The sequence below is a fragment of the Parviterribacter multiflagellatus genome (assembly GCF_056863265.1).
The window spans coordinates 617,466-637,202 of sequence record NZ_JBXPIZ010000001.1 but is presented as its reverse complement, the minus strand read 5'-3'; the positions used below and the strand labels follow the sequence as shown (position 1 = coordinate 637,202).

The window sequence follows — 19,737 nt, the reverse complement described above, 5'->3', positions numbered from 1 at the left end:
GAGCTCCAGCGCCGCACAGCCTGTCATCGGTGTTCAGTGGGACCAGGGTCGACTCAGGTTCGACGTTCGAGGCCGGGCGCTTGACTCGGTTGAGCTGCGCGTCATCTACGTCCGTAGTTGGACCGGACTCTGCCGCTGAGTTCCGTTGTCGACGCCACTTCAACTCGTTGGCTGTGTACGCGTGCACCGCAGTGCACGTGTGTGCCTGGCCTGTCCGTTGCGGGAACCGCACGACTCCGTCTGAGCGCGGAACGGCCGGGGGTCGCGCGCCTGCGGCGCGACTTAGCGGGCATGGGAAAGCGTGGGCGGCGGCGGGTTGAGGACGAGCGGCGTGCGAAGGGGCCGGTGTGGCAGACGGCTCGTGTGCGGGTGGATGACGAGACGTGGGCGGAGTACCGGCGGTCGCTCGGGGAGCGGTCGGTGGCTGAGGCGCTCGGGATGCACGTCGAGCGGGAGGTTGCGCAGTGGCGCCAGCGGCGGGCGGCTGAGGTCGATCTGACCGAGCGGGACGCCGCCGAGGTGCTGGAGCGGATCGAGGCCGCGACGGAGACGCTCAGGTCGCTCGCGTCGCGGCTCGAGTTCCGCCTCCGCGCGCGAGAGCGTTAGAGGCCGGGGAGTTTCGGCTCCCTCTCCCCCGGCTCGCCCGCCGGCTCCGGTGGGCGGAAGGCGTCGTTCACCATGTCGACCTCGAACTCGTTCGGGGCGTAGTGCGCGTAGATCTGAGTCGTCTTCGCGTCGGCATGGCCGAGGAAGTCCTGGATCGCGCGCAGCGGTGCCCCAGACGAGGCGAGCCGGGTCGCGAAGGTGTGGTGCAGGTCGTGGAAGCGGACGACGCGGACGCCGGCGGTGCGGCAGGCGTCCTGGAACTTCTTGGTGACCTTCGCCCCGTCGAGCGGTGTGCCGAGCTGCGGGTGCGCGAAGACCAGGTCGTCGTCGCCGGTGTAGAGCGAGCGCTTGGACCAGGCGTCGAGCTCAGCGAGGACGCGGTCGGCCATCGGCACCGACCGACGCGTGGAGAGGTCGGACTTCCCTCGACCTGAGAACTCGGTCCGACGCCAGGTCTGGCGGACGCGGATGCGCTGCACGGGCCAGTCGACGTCACGCCACCGCAGGCCGAGCAGCTCGCCCTGCCGCAGACCGGTGAAGGCGGCGGTCAGCACCAACATCCGGAGAACCGGGCCGAGCACGTCGGGCGGCGGAGGCGGTGCTGGGCCGCGACGGCCCGCTCGGTACGGCTTGGGCTCACGAACGACGGTCGAGTCCGGGATGGCTCGGAGGACGGCCTCGAGCTCCTCGAGCGTCAGGAAACGCAGGTCCGGATCCGTATCTCGGACGTGGCGAGGTCGGGCGGCGCGGCGGACCGGGTTGTCGTTGGTCCACTCCAGGTCGATCGCGTGCTCGAAGACGCCGTGGAGGATCTTCAGCGTGTCCGCGACCGTCTTCGGCGCCAGACCTCGCGACAACAACCGCGCGCTCATCGCCTCGACGTCGCGGCGGTGGACCCTGCGCAGCACCATCGAGCCGATCTCCGGCCCGAAGTGGCAGCGCTGCGCACTCCCCAGCGTCTGCAGGTAGCTGCGGCTCACGCCCTGCACGCGCTTGTGCTCAATCAGCGCACAGGCGGCGTCGTCCACCGTGTGGCGCGCGGCGGCCTTCGGCGTCGGCGAGACCTCCTCCGCCAGCATCAGCTTGCGGAGCTGTGCCTCTGCCTCCCGCCTCGTCAGGCCAAGGTCGCTGCCCTGCGCCCTCACCGGCCCCACCCGCCGCGAGAGCCGCCGGCCATCGGGGAGCCGCCACCGTCCGTACCAGGCGCCGTGCTTCTGCATCAACGACCCGGTGCCGTAGGAGCGCTTCATCGATGCTCCTGCTCCCGCAACCAGCTCTCGATGCTCGACGGCCGGTAGCGGTAGTAGCGCCCGACGCGGATGTGCGGGATCCGGTCGGCGCGCGTCTCGGCGTACACCCACGCGACGGTGACGCCGAGCCAGGCGGCGACGTCCTCGGCAACCAGCAGCGCCTCAGCACCACTGGGAGGACGGGAGAAGCGGCGGGCGGGCGTGAGAGGAAGCTGCTCGTGCATGCCCTCCCAGTCGCGCGAGCCGGCGGAACTCCCCGCCCCAAATTGGACCCCGTCTTGGACCCCGCGGCGAAAGCGGAACGCACCCAGAACGGCGAAAGGCCCGATCAGATCGGGCCTTCCGTAAGTCGGGGAGACAGGATTTGAACCTGCGACCGCCCGGCCCCCAGCCGGGTGCGCTACCAGACTGCGCCACTCCCCGTGGCTTGCTGCGCGGACTACGTGTTGTGAAGAGCGGGCGACGGGAATCGAACCCGCCCTAAGAGCTTGGAAGGCTCCTGTGCAACCACAACACTTCGCCCGCCAGCGGCACTCACTCTAGCGACGGACGACGCGCTTCTGTGGGAACGGCGCCGTCCACGGTGATCTCGGGCGGTGGCCAGGGGCCGTACCAGTTGTCGCGGGCGCCGTCGAGCGTCACGACGCGGCCGTCGAACAGCCGACCCAACGGGGATGCCAACAGCGCGACGAGCCAGCCGTGCTCGGGCTCCCGCCCCAACCTCCCCAACGGCACCGTCAGGCCCGCGCCGAGCCGCAGCGACTCCGGGTACTTGCGGATGGCGTCCGTCTCGAAGTGGCCTGCGGCGATGGCGACCACCGTCGTCTCAACAAGCTCAGCGGACAGCTCACGCGTCAGCCCTTCAACCGCCGCGCGGGCCGCACTCGAATGCGTCATCCCCGCCAACCCGTGGTGCGGGGACAGCGTCACGTTCACGATGACCCGCGGGGCAGCGAGCTCCAGGCACGCCCGCGTCATGGTCATCGTCCCGCCGACGTTCAGCTTCCAGACCGCGTTCCACCCCTTCTGCGCGATCCCCTCCGCCGGCACGAAGTACTGCCCACCCGCGTTGTTCACGAGCACGTCGACGCGCCCGAACTCGTCCAGCGCCGTCTGCACGACCCGCCGCGCGTCCCCAGGGTCCCGGATGTCGGCGGTCAGCGCGCGCAGGCGCGACGAGTCCAGACGATCGACGGCCTCGTCCAGCACCTCGGGGCGCCGGCCGCAGATCACCACCGATCCCCCGCACGCCAGCACCTCGGCGGCGGCCGCGCGGCCGAGCCCCGTTCCCCCGCCCGTGATCACCGCGACCACGCCGCGCAGAGCATCAGGAGCGAACACCCGCGACGCCAGACTCACAACCACCCCGCCTTCTTGAACCGCCAGTACAGGAACGAGCACACCGCGGCCATCAGCGACAGCGCGAACGGGTAGCCCAGCGACCACTTCAGCTCGGGCATGTGCTCGAAGTTCATGCCGTAGATGCCGGCGATCAGCGTCGGCACCGCCGCGATCGAGACCCACGCGGAGATCTTCCGCATGTCCTCGTTCTGCGCGATCGTCACCTGCGTCAGGTTCGCCTGGAGCAGGTTCGACAGCAGCTCCCGCTGCGACGAGACCCACTGCTCATCCTTGACGACGTGGTCGAGGACGTCGCGGAAGTACCGCCGGACCTCCGCGTCCTCCTCGCCGTCACCGGGGATCCAGTGGTTCTCGGCCAGGAGCTGCGCCGGCTCGACCAGCGGCGTCACCGACCGCGACAGCTCCAGCACCTCGCGCCCGAGCTTGTAGATGCGCGACGTCGGGTCCGACTGGCCGCTGCCGAACAGCGCCGCCTCCACCTCGTCGATGTCCTCCTGAAGCCCGCGGATCACGGGCTCGTAGTCGTCGACGACGTGGTCGAGGATGCCGTGCACGACGACCCGCGGCCCCTTGCGCAGCTTCGCCCGGTTCGCCTCGAGCGCCGCGCGCACGCCGTCGAGCTCGGTCGCCCGTCCGTGCCGCACGCTGATGACGAACGACTCCCCCGCGAAGACCATGATCTCGCCGAAGTCGACCTCCTCCCGCGCGTCGTCGTAGCACGCCGTCCGCAGGACGAGGAACCCGTGGTCGCCGTAGCGCTCGAGCTTGGGCCGCTCGTGCGCGACGAGCGCGTCCTCGACCGCCAGTGGGTGGAGCGAGAACTCGTCCTTGAGCGCCGCGAACTCGTCCGGCGTCGGCTCGTAGAGGTCGATCCACACGAACGCGCCGGGCTCCTGCGCGGCCTCGCAGGCGTGCTCGAGCTCCAGCTGCCCGGGCCGCCGCTCACCGTCCTCGTAGACCGCGCACGCGACGATCACCGGCGCCACGTTACGAGATCGCGACCGAACTGCCGATCACCAGGAACGTGTCCCCTATCTTGCGTCGCGTGCGCGTGAAGGCGATCGCCGCTGGAGCTGTGTCCGTGACCCTGCTCGCGGGCGGTGCCGGCTACGCGCTGCTCGGGAACACCGACGCGTCGGCGGGGGCCACGCCCAACGTCAAGGCGGAGATCGCGACCTGGCGCTGGGCGCCCGACACGGAGCTGCCGGCCGCGGAGGAGCAGGTCGCCACGAGCGACGCGCCCGCCGTGGAGGAGCAGGTGGAGGCGCCGGCGGAGACCACGCCCGCGAAGGACCCCGCGCCCACGACCCAGCAGTCGCAGCGCAGGGAGCCCAAGCCCGACGACCTCAACGACCTGAACGCGGGCGCCGCCACGGGCGACGACGTGCTCGTCAAGGCAGAGGTGCTCAAGAACGGCGTCGCCCTCCCGCCGCTGGAGGCCCCGCCCGAGGTTCGCGCGATCTTCGAGGCCGGCAACACGATCGCCCGCTCCCCCTACAAGTGGGGCGGCGGCCACGGCAAGTGGCAGGACAACGGCTACGACTGCTCCGGCAGCGTCTCCTACGCGCTCGCCGCCGCGGGCCTCCTCAACGCCCCGCTGGCGTCCGGCCCGCTGATGAAGTGGGGCAAGCCGGGCAAGGGCAAGTGGATCACGATCTACACGAACCCCGGCCACGTCTTCATGGTCGTCGCGGGCGTCCGCTTCGACACCGTCGCCCGCGGCCAGACCGGCTCGCGCTGGATCAACTCCATGACCAGCACGTCGGGCTACGTCGCCCGCCATCCCGAGGGTTTCTAACGCGCGCGCGACGGGGGTAGAGCGGGTGGCGGGATGCCACGCACGCTCGTCTCCCTCATCGCCGCAGCGACCGTCCTCGCGAGCACGGCCGCCTGCCAGTTCCCCAAGGACGTCGGCAACACGCTGAACGACGTCAAGGACGGCGGCACCCTCCGCGTCGGCGTCACCGAAGCCGAGCCCTGGGTCTCCCTCCAGCACGACGACCCGACGGGCGTCGAGGTCGCGCTGATCCGCGAGTTCGCGGACCGACTCGGGGCTCGGGTGAACTACACGTCGGGCACCGAGGAGGAGCTGGTCGAGGCGCTCCACAACCGCGAGCTCGACGTCGTCATCGGCGGCATCAGCGACCGCACGCGCTGGAAGAAGGAGGCGGCGATCACCAAGCCGTACCTCACGACCCACCTCGTGATCGGCACCCCGGACGGCGCACCGCTGACTGGGGACACCCGCGTCGCGACCGAGAACGGCCGCGCCGCCACCGCGCTGGTGGAGCGCAAGACCGACGCGGACCCCGTGCCCGTCGACGACCTCGCAGACGCCCGCGGCAAGCCCGTCGCCGCCGACGAGTGGCTGATGGACGACCTCGACGTGCGCGAGGTCAAGTCGCTGGAGGCCACCGAGCACGTGATGCTCGCCTCCCCCGGCGAGAACGCCTTCCTGGTCGAGCTGGAGCGGTTCCTCCTCGACCGCAAGGACCGCGCGATCCAGCTCCTCGACGAGGAGGGCAGGCCGTGAGCATCGACATCACCGCCTCCTCCCACGAGCTGCCGCCCGAGCAGGCCGAGGCGTACCGCAAGGCCAAGCGGCTGGAGTGGATCACGCTCGCCTACCTCGCGACCGCGATCGCGTTCGTCTACGTCGCGCTCGGCTCGTCGCAGGCGATGAAGGCCGCGTGGGTCGAGGACATCCTCAGCCTGCTTCCGCCGATCGCGTTCCTGGTCGCCAACCGCATCCGCCGCCGCAAGCCGAACGACACGTACCCGTGGGGCTACCACCGCGCGGTCACGGTCGCGTACCTGCTCGCGTCGGCCGCGCTGCTCCTGCTCGGCACGTACGTCCTGCTCGACAGCCTGATGAAGCTCGTCATGGCCGAGCGCCCGCCGATCGGCGTCTTCGTCATCGGCGACCTCGACCCGTGGGCCGGCTGGGTCATGCTCCTCGCGCTCGCCTACACCGGCATCCCGCCGGTGATCCTCGGCCGGATGAAGCTCAAGCTCGCGGACCAGATCCACGACAAGGTGCTCTACGCCGATGCGGAGATGAACCGCGCGGACTGGATGACCGCGGGGGCCGCGGCGCTGGGCGTCATCGGCATCGGGCTGGGCCTGTGGTGGGCCGACGCGGTGGCCGGCGCGTTCATCTCGCTCGACATCGTCCGCGACGGCGTGCGCAACATCAAGGCCGCGACCGCGGACCTCATGGACCGCATGCCGCACACGTACGACGACGAGGAGGCGGACCCGATCGTCGCCGAGCTCCACGACGACCTCATGGCGATGCCGTGGGTGAAGGACGCGCGCGTGCGCCTGCGCGAGCTCGGCCACGTGTACGCGGGCGAGGCGTTCGTGGTCCCCATCGACGGCGACGACGTGGTCCAACGCGCCAACGATGCCCGCGAGCAGCTCATGCGGGATCATTGGAAGCTCCACGACATCGTGATCGTCCCGCTGTCGGACGGCGACGAGGACGACGACGACCAGGAAGGAGCCGCACCATCGCACCCCGATCGATCTGGAACGGTGCCGTCGCGTTCGGCGCCGTGACCGTTCCCGTCAAGGTCTTCGGCGCGCTGGAGGACCGGCAGATCCGGTTCCGCGAGCTGCACGGCAAGGACGGGAGCGAGATCGCGCACGTGCTCGTCGGCTCCGACGGCGCGCAGGTCCCCCGCGAGCGTGTCGCCAAGGGGTTCGAGGTCGCGCCCGACGAGTACGTCCTGATGTCCAACGACGAGATCAAGGCCGCGGACGCGCCCGCGCGCAAGGCGGTCGAGCTCGAGGACTTCGTCCCCGCCGACCAGATCGACCCGATCTACTACGACAAGCCGTACCACCTCGCCCCGCAGAAGGGCGCCGAGGAGGCCTATGCGCTGCTCGTCGCGGCGCTCGAGAAGGCCGAGCGCGTGGGCATCGGCCGCGTCGTGCTGCGCCAGCGCGAGCAGCTCGTGTCCGTCCGGCCGGTCGACGGCGCGCTGCGGATGCAGGTGATGCGGTTCTCCGGCGAGCTCGTCCCCGCGAAGCAGATGGACGTCGCCGAGCCGAAGAAGCCGCCGGCCGACAAGGAGATCAAGATGGCCGCGACGCTCGTCGAGTCGCTGTGCACGGACTGGGATCCCGCCTCGCACGAGGACGAGTACCGCGAGCGCGTGATGGAGGTCGTCAAGCAGAAGGAGGCGGGCGAGGAGATCGAGATCGCCGCGCCCGAGAAGCCCGAGGCGTCCGATGACCTGATGGCCGCGCTGGAGGCCTCGCTGAAGGCGACCAAGAAGGGGAAGAAGTAGTGCCGCGCTCGATGTGGCGGGGGTCGCTGAGCTTCGGCCTCGTCAACGTCCCGGTCGCGCTCTTCTCCGCCACGCGCGACGTGGACGTGCACTTCAACCAGGTCGACTCCGAGACCGGCGAGCGCCTCCGCGTCCAGCGGGTCTGCAAGCAGGAGGACAAGCCGGTCGAGTACGACGAGCTCGTCAGCGGCTACCCGCGGTCCGACGGCGACGGCTACGTGCTGCTCACCGACGAGGAGCTGGCCAACGCCGCCCCGGAGAAGACGCGCACGATCGACATCAGCGAGTTCGTGCCGCTGGAGGAGGTCGACCCCATCTTCTTCGACCACCCGTACTGGCTCGTGCCGGTCGGCGAGGGCGACGGGCCGCTGCGCGCGTACAAGCTGCTCGTCGAGGCGATGAAGGACTCCGATCGCGCGGCGATCGGCAAGTTCGTGCTGCGGACGAAGGAGTACCTCGTCGCGATCCGCGTCCGCGAGGGGCTGCTGTCGCTCGTGACGATGCGGTTCGCGGACGAGATCCGCGACACGGACGACCTCCCGCTCCCCGGCAAGTCCGAGAAGCCGAAGAAGAAGGAGCTCGACGAGGCGGTCAAGCTCATCGAGCACCTCGCGGCCGACTGGGATCCGAAGCGGTACGACGACCGCCACAACGAGCGGCTCCAGAAGCTGATCGACCAGAAGCGCAAGGGCAAGACGATCAAGGCGCCGGCGGAGCCGGAGGTGCCCGAGGCGGTGCCGGATCTGATGGCCGCGCTGCAGGCCTCGCTGGAGGAGGCGAAGGCGAGCGCGTGAGCGCCACCTCCGTTAGACTTCCTACCACGATGGAAGTTCGGCGGAGCCACGGATGAGCGCGCTGGCCACCCCGCTCGAGGCGCCCGATGCGCTGCGGGTGCGAGCCGGCGCGCTGGCGCGGCTCCTCGAGCACCCGCCGCTGCGCGCCGTCGCCGCGGCGGGCACCGACCCTCGCTCGGCCTGGTACGGCGAGGTCGAGGACGCCGTGGTCGCGCTGTCGATGGCGCTCCCGCAGGGCACAGAGGACTACGACGGGCGCAAGCTCTTCGAGTTCATGGTCGCGCTGCGGCGGGCGATCGCGGCGGACGCGGGCGGCGTCGACGAGGCGGGCGAGGTCGAGCTCGCGCGGATGCGCATGGGCGACGTCGTGCGCCGTATCTCGCGCCGGCTCGAGCACGACGAGCTGGACGACCCGCGCGTCGCCGCGGACGCGGTGCTCGCGACGCTGCGAGGCGTGCCGGTGGGCGACGTCGCGCGGTTGCTCGGCGTGTCGACGAAGACCGTTGGCGCGTGGCGGGCGGGGCGGCCGGTGACGCGCAACGCGGCGCGGGTCGTGGTGCTCGCGCAGCTGCTCACCTACCTGCGCGCGTCGCTGACGCCGCTCGGGCTCGTGATGTGGTTCGACGCGCCGCGCGACCAGCTGGGCGGCCGGACGCCGCTGGAGGTGCTGTCCGGCGGCGGCGCCGGCGCACGCGAGGAGCTCGTGGCGCTGGCGCGGGGCCTGCGTGGCCAGCTGGCGGACTGAGCCTGCGCGCGTCACCGGGGAGTGGCACGCCTACCGGCAGGTCGCGCCGGACTGGGCGCCGCTCTACCACGCCGCGGGGGAGCCGCTGCCGTCGCAGACCTCCGGCCGCTGGCACCGTCGCGGCGAGGGCTACGCGCAGTACCTCGCGCTGGAGCCGCTGGGCGCGTGGGCGGAGCTCGTGCGGGCGGAGGGCGTGCGGGGCGGCGCGCGGGCCGAGCAGTACCGGCGGCGCCTGTGGCTCGCGCTGGTGCGGGAGCGGGAGATCGCGGACCTGTCGACGTTCGACGCGTGGGCGCGGTGCGGCCTCGACCCGGCGGTGGCGGTCGGCGAGCACGCCGGCTGCCAGGCGCTCGCGGACGAGCTGCGCGCCTGCGGCTTCCGCGGCGTCCTCTCCCCCTCTGCGGCGCTGCCGGGCGCGACGAACCTGACGCTCTTCGGCGAGCGCTACGAGAAAGTCCTCCTCGGCGGCCTCGCGACCTGGCCCAACCCGAACCCGGACCTCCGCATCCCCTGCTCCCTCGTCGTCGAGGGCAACCCGCCGCCGGACCTCGTCACCGAGACCGTCTTCCGCGGGATGGAGCACGAGGGCCTCCTCACCTGGCGCGCGGCTCGCGCCTAGCGCTTCGGTCCGACGAGCTCCTCCAGGATCGCGACGCTGCGGCGGTGCGAGACGGAGACGTTCCGCGCGTTCGACATCGTCGTCCGGACGCCGAGCAGCGCGCACGCGTCGCGGAAGATCTGGCGGATCTCCGGGCTCAGGTTGGAGAAGAAGTAGCGCGGATACTCGTACGTCGCGATCCGGCCGCTCGGGAGCTTCGTCCGGAACCGGTTGACCGTCCGGCACCCGTCCGAGTGGATCAGCCCGCGCACCAGCTCGTCAGGGTGCGCGTCCGCGACCTCCTGCTGCCACGGCTCCAGCACGATCGCACGCTCGTGCTTGCGCCCCGGCCCGTGCTGCGGGAAGACCTCAGGCCACCGCTTCCACGCGCACTGCACGATCTTCACGCGGCTCTCCTTGCCGTCGTAGCACTGGACCTTGTGCCAGTGCGACGTGATCGTGATCGCGGTGACGACCTCGTCGACGATGCCCGGGTAAGTGCCGTCGAGGAACACACGGAGCCACGCCTTGCCGGGTCGACCGACCGTGATGTGCCCGTCACCGAGGTACGCCCCGAGCAAGTACGCGTAGCTCGGCGGGTGGACCGGGCGCCAGGGCGCACGCTCGACCGCAGGCCCGAAGGTGGCGCTCCCGCCAGAGCGCCATCGCACCACGGTGGACAACGGAACTCCTGTGAGCTCGGCGATCTGCCGGGAGCTGAGATCTCTCTGCGCCAGCGCGCGGACGCGCCTCATCTCGTCCTGCGAACGCATGTTCGCATCATCGGGGAGAAAGCGGACGGAGCGCGGCGGCTATCATCGCTCGTCGCACCGGGTGGCGTCTGTCCCGATGCACCGGTTCCGAGGGGGACTGGTGTAGTGGCAACACGGCGGTCTCCAAAACCGCAACTGGAGGTTCGATTCCTCCGTCCCCCGCTTCGCTCGCGAGCCCGCCACCCGGCGGGCTCGCGCCGTTCCGGCTAGCCGCGGCGGAGCTGGAAGCGGCCGCGGTCGTAGACGAGGCGGTACTTGCGGTAGCCGCCGGAGGGGCAGCAGTTCGCGTCGCTGCGGCGGTAGATCGGACTGCGGAAGTGGAGCTGGCGGCCCTTCATGCGCGGGCTCCAGATCCAGTGCCGGCCGAGACCGCTCAGCGCGTGGACAGCCTCCCACTCGCCCTCTCGCACGGCGAACACCACCACGGGCCGCGGCGACGTGACCGTGCAGCAGATGAGGTTCACCGTCATCTCCCGCACCCCGTCGCCCGTGAGGTCGCGGCACCAGATCTTGTCGACCACGAACGTCGTCATCAGGTCGAACTCGCCGGAGCCCTCGCCCCACCACCGCGCGAGCGGTGCGTCCAGGATCGTCGTGGCGTCCAGCGCGCTCTCCGCCACGCCCTCGCTGCACTCGGGCGCCGGGGAGGGCTCCTGAGCGGAAGCGGCGGCGGGTGCCGCGAGAAGCGCGGCGACAGCGATGATCGGTGCGACGAGACGGCGGAGCATCGCCGCATCGTCGCACCGTCGAACAGATCTAGGCCGCCTTGCGCGCGCCGGCCGGCGCGGTGGTGCGGGTCGTGCGACGCGTGCCGCCGCGGCGCGTGCGCTTGGGGACCACGACGTCCTTGCGGCCGCGGGCGCGGCGCAGCTGGCGGGCGGTGGTGCGGATGGCGCGCTCGATGACGGCCTCGCGACGGTCGCGGGCCATGAGGTTCGCGCCCATCAGCGCGAGGTCGTCGGCGGTGGGCTGGAGGATCAGCACGTCGGTGCCGCGCTCGCGCAGCTTCTTCGCCTCCGCCCCCAGCCGGCGGCCGGCCGAGCGGCGCATCAGGGCGGCGACGCGGTCGGCGGGGGTGCGCGGGGTGACGTTCGCCAGCGACGACATCGGGTTGAGGCAGACGACGAGGTCGAGCTCCTCGTCGCGCAGCAGATCGAGGTTGGAGACCGAGCACACGCCGCCGTCGACGTACCGCCGGCCACCGATCTTGACCGGGTGGTAGAAGCCGGGGATCGCGCAAGACGCGGCGACCGCGTCGGCCACGTGGGCGTCGGGTGCGCCGTCGCGGCCGAAGACCTCGCGCCGGCCGGTCCGGTAGTCGCACGTCACGGCCCAGAACGCCGGGTGGTCGGGCCACGCGCCGGGGACGAAGCGCTCGACCAGCTCGCTGATCGGCTTCGTCGAGATGAACCCGCGCGGGAGCCAGCCGCTCAGCAGCGCGGTCGGCGCGTGGGAGCGGGGCTTGAGCAGGGTCGAGATCGCCATGCGCCACGAGCCGGGGCCGATCGGCGGAAGCGCGAGCTGCGGGCGGAACGCGGACTCGTTCATGCGCTCGGCGGCGAGGTCGCCCTGGTCCGACAGCTCCTCCACCTGCGCGAGCGAGCCACCGCCCACGTACGCGGCCATCAGCGCGGGCGCCAGCCCCTGCGCGGTCAGCGCGCCGACGACCGAGCCGGCGGACGTGCCGCAGATGATCTCCGCGTCCGACGGGCTCCATCCCGTCTCGGATTCGAGGGCGTCGAGGGCGCCGATCAGCCATGAGCCGCCGACGACCCCTCCGGCGCCCAGGACGAGTCCTATGCGCATGTGGGGAACGTGCCTCCGGTGGTGGGACAGACCCGGCGAGCTCGTGCCCGCCGCCGGGTTCCAGCCGGTTGTTCCTGCACAGCTACCCATTCGACGAGACGTCGAACCCGGGTGCCCTGCGTTCGGTCGGGAGTGCGGCGGCGCGCGCGGTCAGGGATGATCGCGTCCCGTATGCGTCCTGTCCCGTTCGCAGACGCGCGCGATCCGTTCGGCGCGCTGGTCGTCGGCCCGCGCACGCTCGCGCGTGGCCGCTCGGACGGGCTCCTGGCCGGGCTGTCGTTCGTCGCCAAGGACGTGATGGCGGTGTGCGGGCAGCGGACCGGCGCCGGCTGCCGCGAGTGGGGCGACGCGCACGGCGTCGCGACGGCGCACGCGGACACGGTCGAGCGGTGCCTCGCCGCGGGCGCGCGGCTGGTCGGGACGTCGGTGACGGACGAGCTCGCGTTCTCGCTCACCGGGATCGACTCGCGCGAGGGCGCGCCGATCAACCCCGCGGCGCCGGAGCGGCTGCCGGGCGGGTCGTCGAGCGGCTCCGCGGTGGCCGTCGCGTCCGAGCTGTGCGACTTCGCGCTCGGGACCGACACCGCGGGCTCGATCCGCGTCCCCGCCGCGCACACCGGCCTCGTGGCGCTGCGACCGACGCACGGCCGCGTGTCGCTGGGGGGCGTGGTGCCGCTGGCCCCGTCGCTCGACACGGTCGGGATCCTCGGGCGCGGGCCAGGGGTCATCCGGCGGGTCGCGCGGTCGCTGCTGTGCGGGGAGCGGGCGGCGTGGGCGCCGGAGCGCCTGCTGGTCGCGCGGGACGCGTTCGCCGCGGCGGCGCCGGACGTGACCGCGGCGCTGACGCGCATCGTCGCGCGGGTGGCGGAGGTGGTGTCGGGGCCGGCGGTCACCGACGAGGTCGTGCTCGCGCCGGGGCCCGGCGGGCTGGACAGCCACGTGGGCGCGTTCCGCGACGTCCAGGGCTGGGAGGCGTGGCGCGCGCACGGGGCGTGGCTGTCGGCGGCGCGCCCCGCGCTGGGCGCGGGGGTGGCGGCGCGGTTCGCGTACGCGTCGGAGGTGACGGAGGAGCGGTTCGCGGCCGCGTCGGCGGAGCGCGCGCGGGTCACTGCGCGGCTGGTGGAGCTGCTGGGAAACGACGGGGTGATCGCGCTGCCGGCCGTCGCCGAGCCGCCGCCGCGGCGGGACGCGGATGCCGCCGAGCTCGACGCGTGGCGTGTGCGGTGCGTGCGCCTGCAGGCGACCGCGGGGCTGGCGGGCGCGCCTGTCGTGGTGTTGCCGGCGGGGAAGGTCGGCGGCGGGCCGATCGGACTCGCGCTGATCGGCGCGCCGGGCGGCGACGAGGCGCTGCTCGCCCTCGCCGCCGCGGCGTTCGCTTAGCTGTCCTCGCCCGCGCGCAGCCGCGCGATCACCGCGTCGATGCGGGCGCGCGCGTCACGGGAGTCGGTGAACGTGTACGGCGTCCGCCCCTTCGAGGCGGCCCACGGGACGAGCACGTCGAACTCGACCTCGCGCAGCCGCTCGAGGCTGTCGAGGTACGCGTCCCGGTCGCTCGTGTCGAGCATCGCGCCGATCCACTCGCCGTCGCGCAGGAAGAGCTGATCGCCGCTGAAGAGGACGCGGTGGTCGTCGTGCTCCCACAGGAACGCGGTGGAGCCGGGCGTGTGGCCGGGGATCGGGAGGATCTCGAACCCCTCCCCCAGCGCCGCCGGGTGGTCGAACGTCACCGGCGTCACACCGCTGCACCGCTCGACCTGCGCCGCGTCCGCCTCGTGCGCGACCACGTGCGGCTCGCCGAGCGCGGCGACGGCCCGGTCGAGCCCGAACATCGCCTCGTGCCAGTGGTTGAGGTAGATCCACTTCACCCCGCTGAACCCCGCGGTGGCGAGAGTGCCAGTGTTGTAGATCACCAGATCTCCTCCCGGACGCTCGATCCGGTAGGCGCGGATCTCGACGTCGGGGGCGAACGGGAGCGACTCGGGCGGCGTGGCGTGCAGCCCGGCGAGCGGTGGGATGAGGGTGTCCTGCGGGCTCATGCGACCATCCTGCACCTTCAACCGTGGTTGAAGTCAAGGGGTGGGAGAAGTCGCGGGTGGTGCGCGGCGCGAGCGGCGCGGCGCCTACCCCCGGCCACGTTGCGTCATCTGGCGGTTGGCGCGGCGCCGGGGCGGGCCTAGCGTCGCCGGCGATCCACCCCTCTCCCCCAAGGAGCCTCCCCGGATGACCCCCTCCAACCGCCCCACCGTCGTCCTCGTCCACGGCGCCTTCGCCGACGCGTCGAGCTGGGCGCGCGTGTACGACGAGCTGGCCGGCGACGGGCTGAGCGTGCTCGCGCCGCCGGTGCCGCTGCGCGGCGTCGTGTCGGACGCGGCCTACCTCGGCTCGGTGCTCGACCAGATCGAGGGCCCGGTGCTGCTCGTCGGGCACTCGTACGGCGGCGCGGTGATCACGGTGGCGGGCGCGCGCGACCAGGTCGTCGGGCTGGTCTACGTCGCCGCGTACGCGCTCGACGAGGGCGAGAGCCTCGGCGAGCTGCAGGGCCGCTTCCCCGACTCGAAGCTCGCGGCCAACCTGCGGTTCGCGCCGTTCCCGATCGCGGGCGCGGAGGACGGCACCGACGTGTCGGTCGACCCGGCCGCGTTCCCCGACGTCTTCGCCGCCGACGTCGTCCCGGCCGTCACGCGCTTCCTCGCGATCAGCCAGCGGCCGCTCGCCGCGTCCGCGTTCGAGGAGCCCGCGCCCGTCGCCGCGTGGAAGACGACGCCGTCCTACGGCCTCATCCCGACCGCCGACACGACGATCAACCCCGACGTCCATCGGTTCGGCTTCGAGCGCGCCGGCATGACGACGGTCGAGGTCGAGGGCGCGTCGCACGCCGTCGCGCTCTCGCAGCCGAAGGCCGTCGCGGACCTGATCCGCACCGCCGTCGCCGCCGCCTGACCCGCCCGATGAGGACCGAGGACGAGACGGGAGCGAGCGGCTGGGCCCCGCTCCGCGCGCCCGCGTTCCGCCGCCTGTGGCTTGCGCAGTTCACGAGCAACGTCGGCTCGTGGATGCAGACGGTCGCGGCCCAGTGGGTCATGACCTCGCTCACCTCGTCCGCCGTCCTCCTCGGCGCGATCCCGGCGGCGACGAGCCTCCCCGTCCTGCTGCTCGCGGTGCCGAGCGGCGTTCTCGGGGACCTCGTTGACCGCCGCCGGCTCGTCCTCGGCGCCCAACTGCTCATGCTGGGCGCCGCGGGCGGACTGGCCGCCCTCGCCGCGACCGGGGGCCTGACGCCGGCGACGCTCCTCGCGCTCCTGCTCCTCATCGGGGTCGGCGGCGCTCTCAGCGCACCGACATGGCAGACGCTGCAGCCCGAGCTGGTCCCGCCCGCCCAGCGCCCCGACGCGATCGCGCTCGGCGCCGTCAACCAGAACCTGGCCCGTGCCGTCGGCCCCGCGCTCGGCGGCGCGCTGCTCGCCGCGACGAGCGCGGCCGCGGTCTTCGGCGTGAACGCGATCTCGTTCCTCGGCGTCCTCGCCGCGGTGGCCGTGGCGCGCTTCCCGGTGCGACGCACGGCGCTCCCCCGCGAGCACGCCGTCGCCGCGGTCCAGGCCGGCGCCCGCTACGTCGCCGGCTCGCCGCTGCTCCTCGCGCTCATCGTCCGGTCGACCGCGTTCATCCTGTTCGCGGGCGCGATCTGGGCGCTGCTGCCGATCATCGCCCGCGACCGCCTCGGCCTGGGCTCCGCCGGCTACGGGCTGCTGCTGGGCTGCGTCGGCGTCGGCGCGCTTGCGGCGGCGACGTTCGGTCCCGCGCTCAAGCGCCGCATGGCGCCACGCACGACCTACGCGCTCGCGTGCCTGACCGTCGCCGCGGCCGCGGCCGTCCTCGGCACGACGTCGAGCATCCCGCTCGCGATCGTCGCGCTCGTCGCCGCGGGCGGCGCGTGGATCCTCGGCATCGGCCTGCTCGGCGCGGCGTACCAGGCGCAGATGCCCGGGTGGGTCAAGGCGCGCGGCATCTCGTACTACCTGATCGCGTTCCAGGGCTCGAACGCGCTCGGGTCGCTGGGCGTCGGCGCGCTGGCCCAGGCGACCGACGTGCGGACAGCGTTCGCCGTCCTCGCGGCCGGGCTCGTCGGAGCCGCCGTGCTCACCTGGCGCCTCGCGCTCCCCGACGCGGTGCCCGACGGCATCGAGACCGAGCCGCTCCCGCTCCCGGACGTCGCCGTCAGCGCCGACGCCGACGCCCCGGTGCTCGTCATCGTCGATTACCGCCTGCGCGCCGGCGCCGAGGACGCGTTCCTCGCCCACGCGGTGGCGCTCCGGCGCGCGCGGCGCCGCACGGGCGGGCGGCACTGGCGGCTGTTCCGCGTCGCGGAGGAGCCGGGGCGCTACACCGAGACGTTCCTCGTCGGGTCGTGGGAGGAGCACGAGCGCCAGCACGAGCGTGCCCAGGGGAAGGACCGCGCGCTGCTGGCGGAGATCGACGCGCTGCTGGAGCCCGGCACCGCGCGGACCGCGCGCCACGCGCTCGGGATCGTCCCCGCGCGCAGGTAGAGCCAGCCCTACCCCGACCTCGGGACGCCGCCCATGGGGACGAGGCGCGGGGCGCGCGATCGTCGCTGCATGAGCACGACCGTGAGCCCTCCCCGCCCGCCCGCCCCGCGACTCGGCTGGGCCGCCCTGACCGAGGCCGAGCTGCGGGTCGTCCGCGTCGTCGCGGAGGGCGCGACCAACCGCGAGGCGGGCGCGCGCCTGTACCTCTCACCCCGAACCGTCGGCTCCCACCTCGCGCGCGTGTTCGCCAAGCTCGGCGTCGGCTCGCGCGCCGAGCTCGTCCGCTACCTGGCCGACCGCGGGCTCCTCGAGCGGCTGGAGGAGGCGCGGTGAGCACGGTCGCCGAGCAGCTCGTCCACACCCTTCACGCCGCCGGCGTCGGCCGCGTCTTCGGCCTGCCGGGCGACTCGCTCAACGGGTTCACCGACGCGCTGCGGCGCGACGGGACGATCGACTGGATCCACGTCCGGCACGAGGAGGCCGCGGCGTTCGCGGCGTCGGCCGAGGCGCAGATCACCGGCGAGCTGGCCGTCTGCGCGGGCAGCTGCGGGCCGGGCAACCTGCACCTGATCAACGGGCTGTTCGACGCGCAGCGCAGCCGCGTGCCGGTGCTCGCGATCGCCGCGCAGATCCCGAGCGCCGAGATCGGCGGCGGCTACTTCCAGGAGACGCATCCGCAGGAGCTGTTCCGCGAGTGCAGCGTCTTCTGCGAGATGGCGGCGTCGGCCGAGCAGTTCCCGCGGATCGCCGAGATGGCCGTGCGGGCCGCGGTGGAGCGGCAGGGCGTCGCGGTGCTCGTCGTGCCGGGCGACCTGCTGCTCGCGCGGGTGCCGCACGCGCGGGCGCGGTCGGGGCACCCGCCCATCGTGCGCGCGTCGTCGAGCGTGGTGCCGGCGGAGCGCGACCTGCGCGCGGCGGCGGAGATCCTCGAGCGCGCGGAGCGGCCAGCGATCCTGGCCGGCGCGGGGTGCGCAGGCGCGCACGCGGAGCTCGTCGCGCTGGCGGAGGCGCTGCAGGCGCCGGTCGTGCACACGATGCGCGGCAAGGAGCACGTCGCGTACGACAACCCGTACGACGTCGGGATGACCGGGCTGCTCGGCCACACCGCGGGCGCGCACGCGCTCGACGGGTGCGACGCGCTGGTCCTGCTGGGGACCGACTTCCCGTACCGCCAGTTCCTGCCGCAGGACGTGCCGGTGGTGCAGGTCGACCTGCGGGGCGAGGTGATCGGCCGGCGGATGCCGGTGCGCGCGCCGCTGGTCGGCGGCGTGGCGGAGACGGTGCGCGCGCTCCTCCCGCTCCTCACCCTCCGCGCGGCGCCGTCGCACTGGTTGGACCAGTTGCGCCACATGTCCAACCAGTCGCAGGCGAGGCTGGACCACGCCGCTGAGGACGGCCGCGCCGCCGGGCCGGTGCGGCCGGAGCTCGTGGCGCGGAGAGTCTCCGCACTTGCGACGGAAGACGCGGTGTTCATCCCGGACGTCGGCACGCCCGTGATCTGGGCGGCGCGGCACCTGGACATGAACGGCCGGCGGCGGCTGATCGGCTCGTTCACCCACGGCTCGATGGCGAACGCGCTTCCCCAGGCGATCGGTGTCGCGGCGGCGGCGCCGGAGCGGCAGGTCGTGACGCTGTCGGGCGACGGCGGGCTGACGATGCTCCTCGGCGACCTCCTCACGCTGCGCCAGCACGCGCTGCCGGTGAAGGTCGTGGTCTTCGCGAACGGGGCGCTCGGGTTCGTCGAGCTGGAGATGAAGGCCGCGGGCGTCGTGAACTACGGGACCGAGCTGGACAACCCGTCGCTCGCGGCGGTCGCGAGCGCGGTCGGACTGTGGTCACGGCGGGTCGAGCGCCCCGGGGACCTCGACGACGCGCTGCGCGAGGCGTTCGCGGTCGACGGACCGGCGCTGGTGGAGGTCATGACCGCGCGGCACGAGCTCGCGCTCCCGCCCACCATCGCGCCCGAGCAGGCGAAGGGCTTCGCGCTGTGGGGCCTGCGGACCGTCCTGTCCGGCCGCGGCGACGAGCTGCTCGACCTCGCGCGCGACAACGCCACGGGCCTGCACCGGCCGTGACCTGCCGGCGCGCCTGCGGGCGCGCCCACACCGCCGCCGACGCCCGTTCCCGCCCCGTCGCGGGCTGCCCCTCCCTCCCGCAGGAGGGGCACGCGAGTGCGGGCGGAGGGACTCGAACCCCCACGGCCGAAGCCACCGGCACCTAAAGCCGGCGTGTCTACCGGTTCCACCACGCCCGCTCTCCGGGCCGGCGCGAGTGGAGCGCACCGGTTGCCAGGGATTGTAAGGTCCCGCACACCATGGCTGCACGATCTCCCGACGTCGTCCTCGAGTACCCCAACCGCGACAAGGCGTCGAGCAAGGCCACCAAGGCCGTCGTCGTGCTCCTGATCTTGGTGAGCGCCGCGCTGATGACGATCGTCACCGTCGGGGGCTGGGAGAAGCTCCAGGGCGCCAAGGCGATCCAGATCGCGTACATCGCGATCTACCTCATCGTCGCCTTCTACATCGCGCGCTGGCGCTCCGGCCTGCTCCCCGTCGCGGCCGCGCTGGCGATCATCCTCCTGATCTTCGCGGCCGTCTCCGGCCCCGAGTGGTTCGCGCGCGACAAGGACGGCTTCACCGACCCGGCGCTCGACTCGAGCGTCCTCGGCCTCGTCACGCTGCTCCTCGTCCCCGTCCAGGTCCTTCTCATCGCCTTCTCGATGTCCGGCTTCCGCCAGAACTGGCACGTGGAGGTCGAGCGGCACCCCGAGGGGTCGCGGGGGCGGCGGGCGTCGGGTGGCTCGTCGGGGGCGGCGCCGGCGCCGGCGTGAACTAGACTTTCGCGGCGCACGCCTGCCCGGCTGGTGGAACTGGAATACACGGCGGATTCAAGCTCCGCTGCTCTTGCGAGCTTGTGGGTTCGAATCCCACGCCGGGTACTTCTGTCCGACACCCCTGATTCGAT

General features: G+C 72.9%; 22 protein-coding genes and 5 tRNA genes. 16 read left to right on the top strand and 11 right to left on the bottom strand.

Annotated features, from left to right (window positions below):
* The first annotated feature begins 369 nt into the window (after positions 1-369).
* Entirely contained in the window at positions 370-606 is a 237-nt protein-coding gene (locus AC1UE5_RS02875; protein ID WP_482920552.1) for a hypothetical protein, read from the top strand.
* Here AC1UE5_RS02875 and AC1UE5_RS02870 read toward each other — a convergent pair.
* The 6 genes from AC1UE5_RS02870 to corA all read right to left on the bottom strand — a co-directional run bounded on the left by AC1UE5_RS02870 (position 603) and on the right by corA (position 4,195).
* Positions 603-1,856, bottom strand: coding sequence for a tyrosine-type recombinase/integrase (locus tag AC1UE5_RS02870; RefSeq protein ID WP_482920551.1), 1,254 nt, complete (start codon positions 1,854-1,856; stop codon positions 603-605). The two genes, AC1UE5_RS02875 and AC1UE5_RS02870, sit on opposite strands and share 4 nt — an antisense overlap.
* Positions 1,853-2,080 (bottom strand): helix-turn-helix domain-containing protein, encoded by a 228-nt coding sequence (locus AC1UE5_RS02865; RefSeq protein WP_482920550.1) that lies wholly within the window; start codon positions 2,078-2,080, stop codon positions 1,853-1,855. Before AC1UE5_RS02865 ends, AC1UE5_RS02870 begins: the two co-directional genes overlap by 4 nt.
* 125 nt (positions 2,081-2,205) lie before the next feature.
* Positions 2,206-2,279 (bottom strand) — tRNA-Pro (locus AC1UE5_RS02860).
* A gap of 31 nt (positions 2,280-2,310) precedes the next feature.
* Positions 2,311-2,381: transfer RNA gene (locus tag AC1UE5_RS02855), tRNA-Gly, on the bottom strand.
* A 9-nt stretch (positions 2,382-2,390) separates the two neighbouring features.
* A complete protein-coding gene (locus AC1UE5_RS02850) occupies positions 2,391-3,257 on the bottom strand; it encodes an SDR family NAD(P)-dependent oxidoreductase (protein WP_482920549.1) in 867 nt (288 codons plus the stop codon).
* Positions 3,212-4,195, bottom strand: coding sequence for a magnesium/cobalt transporter CorA (corA, locus tag AC1UE5_RS02845; RefSeq protein WP_482920548.1), 984 nt, complete (start codon positions 4,193-4,195; stop codon positions 3,212-3,214). Before corA ends, AC1UE5_RS02850 begins: the two co-directional genes overlap by 46 nt.
* A 104-nt stretch (positions 4,196-4,299) precedes the next feature.
* Here corA and AC1UE5_RS02840 point away from each other — a divergent pair, with 104 nt between their 5' ends.
* The 7 genes from AC1UE5_RS02840 to AC1UE5_RS02810 are packed head-to-tail and all read left to right on the top strand — an operon-like array spanning position 4,300 to position 9,671.
* Positions 4,300-5,016 (top strand): hypothetical protein, encoded by a 717-nt coding sequence (locus tag AC1UE5_RS02840; RefSeq protein ID WP_482920547.1) that lies wholly within the window; start codon positions 4,300-4,302, stop codon positions 5,014-5,016.
* Between the two features lie 33 nt (positions 5,017-5,049).
* Positions 5,050-5,751: a transporter substrate-binding domain-containing protein gene (locus AC1UE5_RS02835; RefSeq protein WP_482920546.1), complete on the top strand. Its 702-nt coding sequence runs from the start codon at positions 5,050-5,052 to the stop codon at positions 5,749-5,751.
* Positions 5,748-6,779, top strand: coding sequence for a cation efflux transmembrane domain-containing protein (locus AC1UE5_RS02830; RefSeq protein WP_482920545.1), 1,032 nt, complete (start codon positions 5,748-5,750; stop codon positions 6,777-6,779). Before AC1UE5_RS02835 ends, AC1UE5_RS02830 begins: the two co-directional genes overlap by 4 nt.
* The gene (gene ku / locus AC1UE5_RS02825) at positions 6,776-7,513 is read left to right on the top strand and encodes a non-homologous end joining protein Ku (protein WP_482920544.1); all 738 of its coding nucleotides are present in this window, start codon (positions 6,776-6,778) and stop codon (positions 7,511-7,513) included. The genes AC1UE5_RS02830 and ku (AC1UE5_RS02825) overlap by 4 nt, the downstream gene beginning before the upstream one ends.
* Positions 7,513-8,307 (top strand): non-homologous end joining protein Ku, encoded by a 795-nt coding sequence (gene ku, locus AC1UE5_RS02820; protein ID WP_482920543.1) that lies wholly within the window; start codon positions 7,513-7,515, stop codon positions 8,305-8,307. The genes ku (AC1UE5_RS02825) and ku (AC1UE5_RS02820) overlap by 1 nt, the downstream gene beginning before the upstream one ends.
* Before the next feature lie 52 nt (positions 8,308-8,359).
* Positions 8,360-9,052 carry a hypothetical protein gene (locus AC1UE5_RS02815; protein ID WP_482920542.1) on the top strand — a complete coding sequence of 231 codons (693 nt, stop codon included), beginning with the start codon at positions 8,360-8,362 and terminating at the stop codon, positions 9,050-9,052.
* The gene (locus tag AC1UE5_RS02810) at positions 9,033-9,671 is read left to right on the top strand and encodes an RES family NAD+ phosphorylase (protein ID WP_482920541.1); all 639 of its coding nucleotides are present in this window, start codon (positions 9,033-9,035) and stop codon (positions 9,669-9,671) included. The genes AC1UE5_RS02815 and AC1UE5_RS02810 overlap by 20 nt, the downstream gene beginning before the upstream one ends.
* Here AC1UE5_RS02810 and AC1UE5_RS02805 read toward each other — a convergent pair.
* Positions 9,668-10,321 carry a hypothetical protein gene (locus AC1UE5_RS02805; RefSeq protein WP_482920540.1) on the bottom strand — a complete coding sequence of 218 codons (654 nt, stop codon included), beginning with the start codon at positions 10,319-10,321 and terminating at the stop codon, positions 9,668-9,670. The two genes, AC1UE5_RS02810 and AC1UE5_RS02805, sit on opposite strands and share 4 nt — an antisense overlap.
* 193 nt (positions 10,322-10,514) lie before the next feature.
* Here AC1UE5_RS02805 and AC1UE5_RS02800 point away from each other — a divergent pair.
* Positions 10,515-10,585 (top strand) — tRNA-Trp (locus AC1UE5_RS02800).
* 44 nt (positions 10,586-10,629) lie between these two features.
* Here AC1UE5_RS02800 and AC1UE5_RS02795 read toward each other — a convergent pair.
* Together AC1UE5_RS02795 and AC1UE5_RS02790 are read right to left on the bottom strand one after the other, a co-directional pair.
* The gene (locus AC1UE5_RS02795) at positions 10,630-11,151 is read right to left on the bottom strand and encodes a hypothetical protein (RefSeq protein ID WP_482920539.1); all 522 of its coding nucleotides are present in this window, start codon (positions 11,149-11,151) and stop codon (positions 10,630-10,632) included.
* A 28-nt stretch (positions 11,152-11,179) separates the two neighbouring features.
* Positions 11,180-12,229 carry a patatin-like phospholipase family protein gene (locus tag AC1UE5_RS02790; RefSeq protein ID WP_482920538.1) on the bottom strand — a complete coding sequence of 350 codons (1,050 nt, stop codon included), beginning with the start codon at positions 12,227-12,229 and terminating at the stop codon, positions 11,180-11,182.
* 171 nt (positions 12,230-12,400) lie between these two features.
* Here AC1UE5_RS02790 and AC1UE5_RS02785 point away from each other — a divergent pair, with 171 nt between their 5' ends.
* Entirely contained in the window at positions 12,401-13,609 is a 1,209-nt protein-coding gene (locus tag AC1UE5_RS02785) for an amidase (protein ID WP_482920537.1), read from the top strand.
* On the opposite strand, the gene AC1UE5_RS02780 is transcribed toward AC1UE5_RS02785, so the two are convergent.
* Positions 13,606-14,265, bottom strand: coding sequence for an MBL fold metallo-hydrolase (locus AC1UE5_RS02780; RefSeq protein ID WP_482920536.1), 660 nt, complete (start codon positions 14,263-14,265; stop codon positions 13,606-13,608). The genes AC1UE5_RS02785 and AC1UE5_RS02780 overlap by 4 nt on opposite strands.
* A gap of 184 nt (positions 14,266-14,449) precedes the next feature.
* Between AC1UE5_RS02780 and AC1UE5_RS02775 the strand changes: the two genes are divergently transcribed.
* The 4 genes from AC1UE5_RS02775 (at position 14,450) to poxB (ending at position 18,848) form a co-directional block, all read left to right on the top strand.
* Positions 14,450-15,169, top strand: coding sequence for an alpha/beta fold hydrolase (locus AC1UE5_RS02775; protein WP_482920535.1), 720 nt, complete (start codon positions 14,450-14,452; stop codon positions 15,167-15,169).
* Between the two features lie 8 nt (positions 15,170-15,177).
* Positions 15,178-16,773 carry an MFS transporter gene (locus AC1UE5_RS02770; RefSeq protein ID WP_482920534.1) on the top strand — a complete coding sequence of 532 codons (1,596 nt, stop codon included), beginning with the start codon at positions 15,178-15,180 and terminating at the stop codon, positions 16,771-16,773.
* A 69-nt stretch (positions 16,774-16,842) separates the two neighbouring features.
* Positions 16,843-17,106, top strand: coding sequence for a response regulator transcription factor (locus AC1UE5_RS02765; RefSeq protein ID WP_482920533.1), 264 nt, complete (start codon positions 16,843-16,845; stop codon positions 17,104-17,106).
* Complete coding sequence (gene poxB / locus AC1UE5_RS02760; RefSeq protein ID WP_482920532.1) at positions 17,103-18,848, top strand: ubiquinone-dependent pyruvate dehydrogenase; 1,746 nt, start codon at positions 17,103-17,105, stop codon at positions 18,846-18,848. The genes AC1UE5_RS02765 and poxB overlap by 4 nt, the downstream gene beginning before the upstream one ends.
* A 97-nt stretch (positions 18,849-18,945) precedes the next feature.
* On the opposite strand, the gene AC1UE5_RS02755 is transcribed toward poxB, so the two are convergent.
* A tRNA-Leu gene (locus tag AC1UE5_RS02755) sits at positions 18,946-19,027 on the bottom strand.
* Positions 19,028-19,087: 60 nt separating this feature from the next.
* Here AC1UE5_RS02755 and AC1UE5_RS02750 point away from each other — a divergent pair.
* Both AC1UE5_RS02750 and AC1UE5_RS02745 read left to right on the top strand, forming a co-directional pair.
* Entirely contained in the window at positions 19,088-19,603 is a 516-nt protein-coding gene (locus tag AC1UE5_RS02750; protein ID WP_482920531.1) for a hypothetical protein, read from the top strand.
* Positions 19,604-19,627: 24 nt separating this feature from the next.
* Positions 19,628-19,711: transfer RNA gene (locus AC1UE5_RS02745), tRNA-Leu, on the top strand.
* Positions 19,712-19,737 lie beyond the last annotated feature (26 nt).

Excerpts from the sequence above, each read along its gene's own strand:
- AC1UE5_RS02870 (WP_482920551.1), bottom strand. The coding sequence starts at position 1,856 with ATGAAGCGCTCCTACGGCACCGGGTCGTTGATGCAGAAGCACGGCGCC.
- AC1UE5_RS02865 (WP_482920550.1), bottom strand. The coding sequence starts at position 2,080 with ATGCACGAGCAGCTTCCTCTCACGCCCGCCCGCCGCTTCTCCCGTCCT.
- AC1UE5_RS02835 (WP_482920546.1), top strand. The coding sequence starts at position 5,050 with ATGCCACGCACGCTCGTCTCCCTCATCGCCGCAGCGACCGTCCTCGCG.
- AC1UE5_RS02815 (WP_482920542.1), top strand. The coding sequence starts at position 8,360 with ATGAGCGCGCTGGCCACCCCGCTCGAGGCGCCCGATGCGCTGCGGGTG.
- AC1UE5_RS02795 (WP_482920539.1), bottom strand. The coding sequence starts at position 11,151 with ATGCTCCGCCGTCTCGTCGCACCGATCATCGCTGTCGCCGCGCTTCTC.
- AC1UE5_RS02790 (WP_482920538.1), bottom strand. The coding sequence starts at position 12,229 with ATGCGCATAGGACTCGTCCTGGGCGCCGGAGGGGTCGTCGGCGGCTCA.
- AC1UE5_RS02785 (WP_482920537.1), top strand. The coding sequence starts at position 12,401 with ATGCGTCCTGTCCCGTTCGCAGACGCGCGCGATCCGTTCGGCGCGCTG.
- AC1UE5_RS02780 (WP_482920536.1), bottom strand. The coding sequence starts at position 14,265 with ATGAGCCCGCAGGACACCCTCATCCCACCGCTCGCCGGGCTGCACGCC.
- AC1UE5_RS02775 (WP_482920535.1), top strand. The coding sequence starts at position 14,450 with ATGACCCCCTCCAACCGCCCCACCGTCGTCCTCGTCCACGGCGCCTTC.
- AC1UE5_RS02770 (WP_482920534.1), top strand. The coding sequence starts at position 15,178 with ATGAGGACCGAGGACGAGACGGGAGCGAGCGGCTGGGCCCCGCTCCGC.
- AC1UE5_RS02765 (WP_482920533.1), top strand. The coding sequence starts at position 16,843 with ATGAGCACGACCGTGAGCCCTCCCCGCCCGCCCGCCCCGCGACTCGGC.
- AC1UE5_RS02750 (WP_482920531.1), top strand. The coding sequence starts at position 19,088 with ATGGCTGCACGATCTCCCGACGTCGTCCTCGAGTACCCCAACCGCGAC.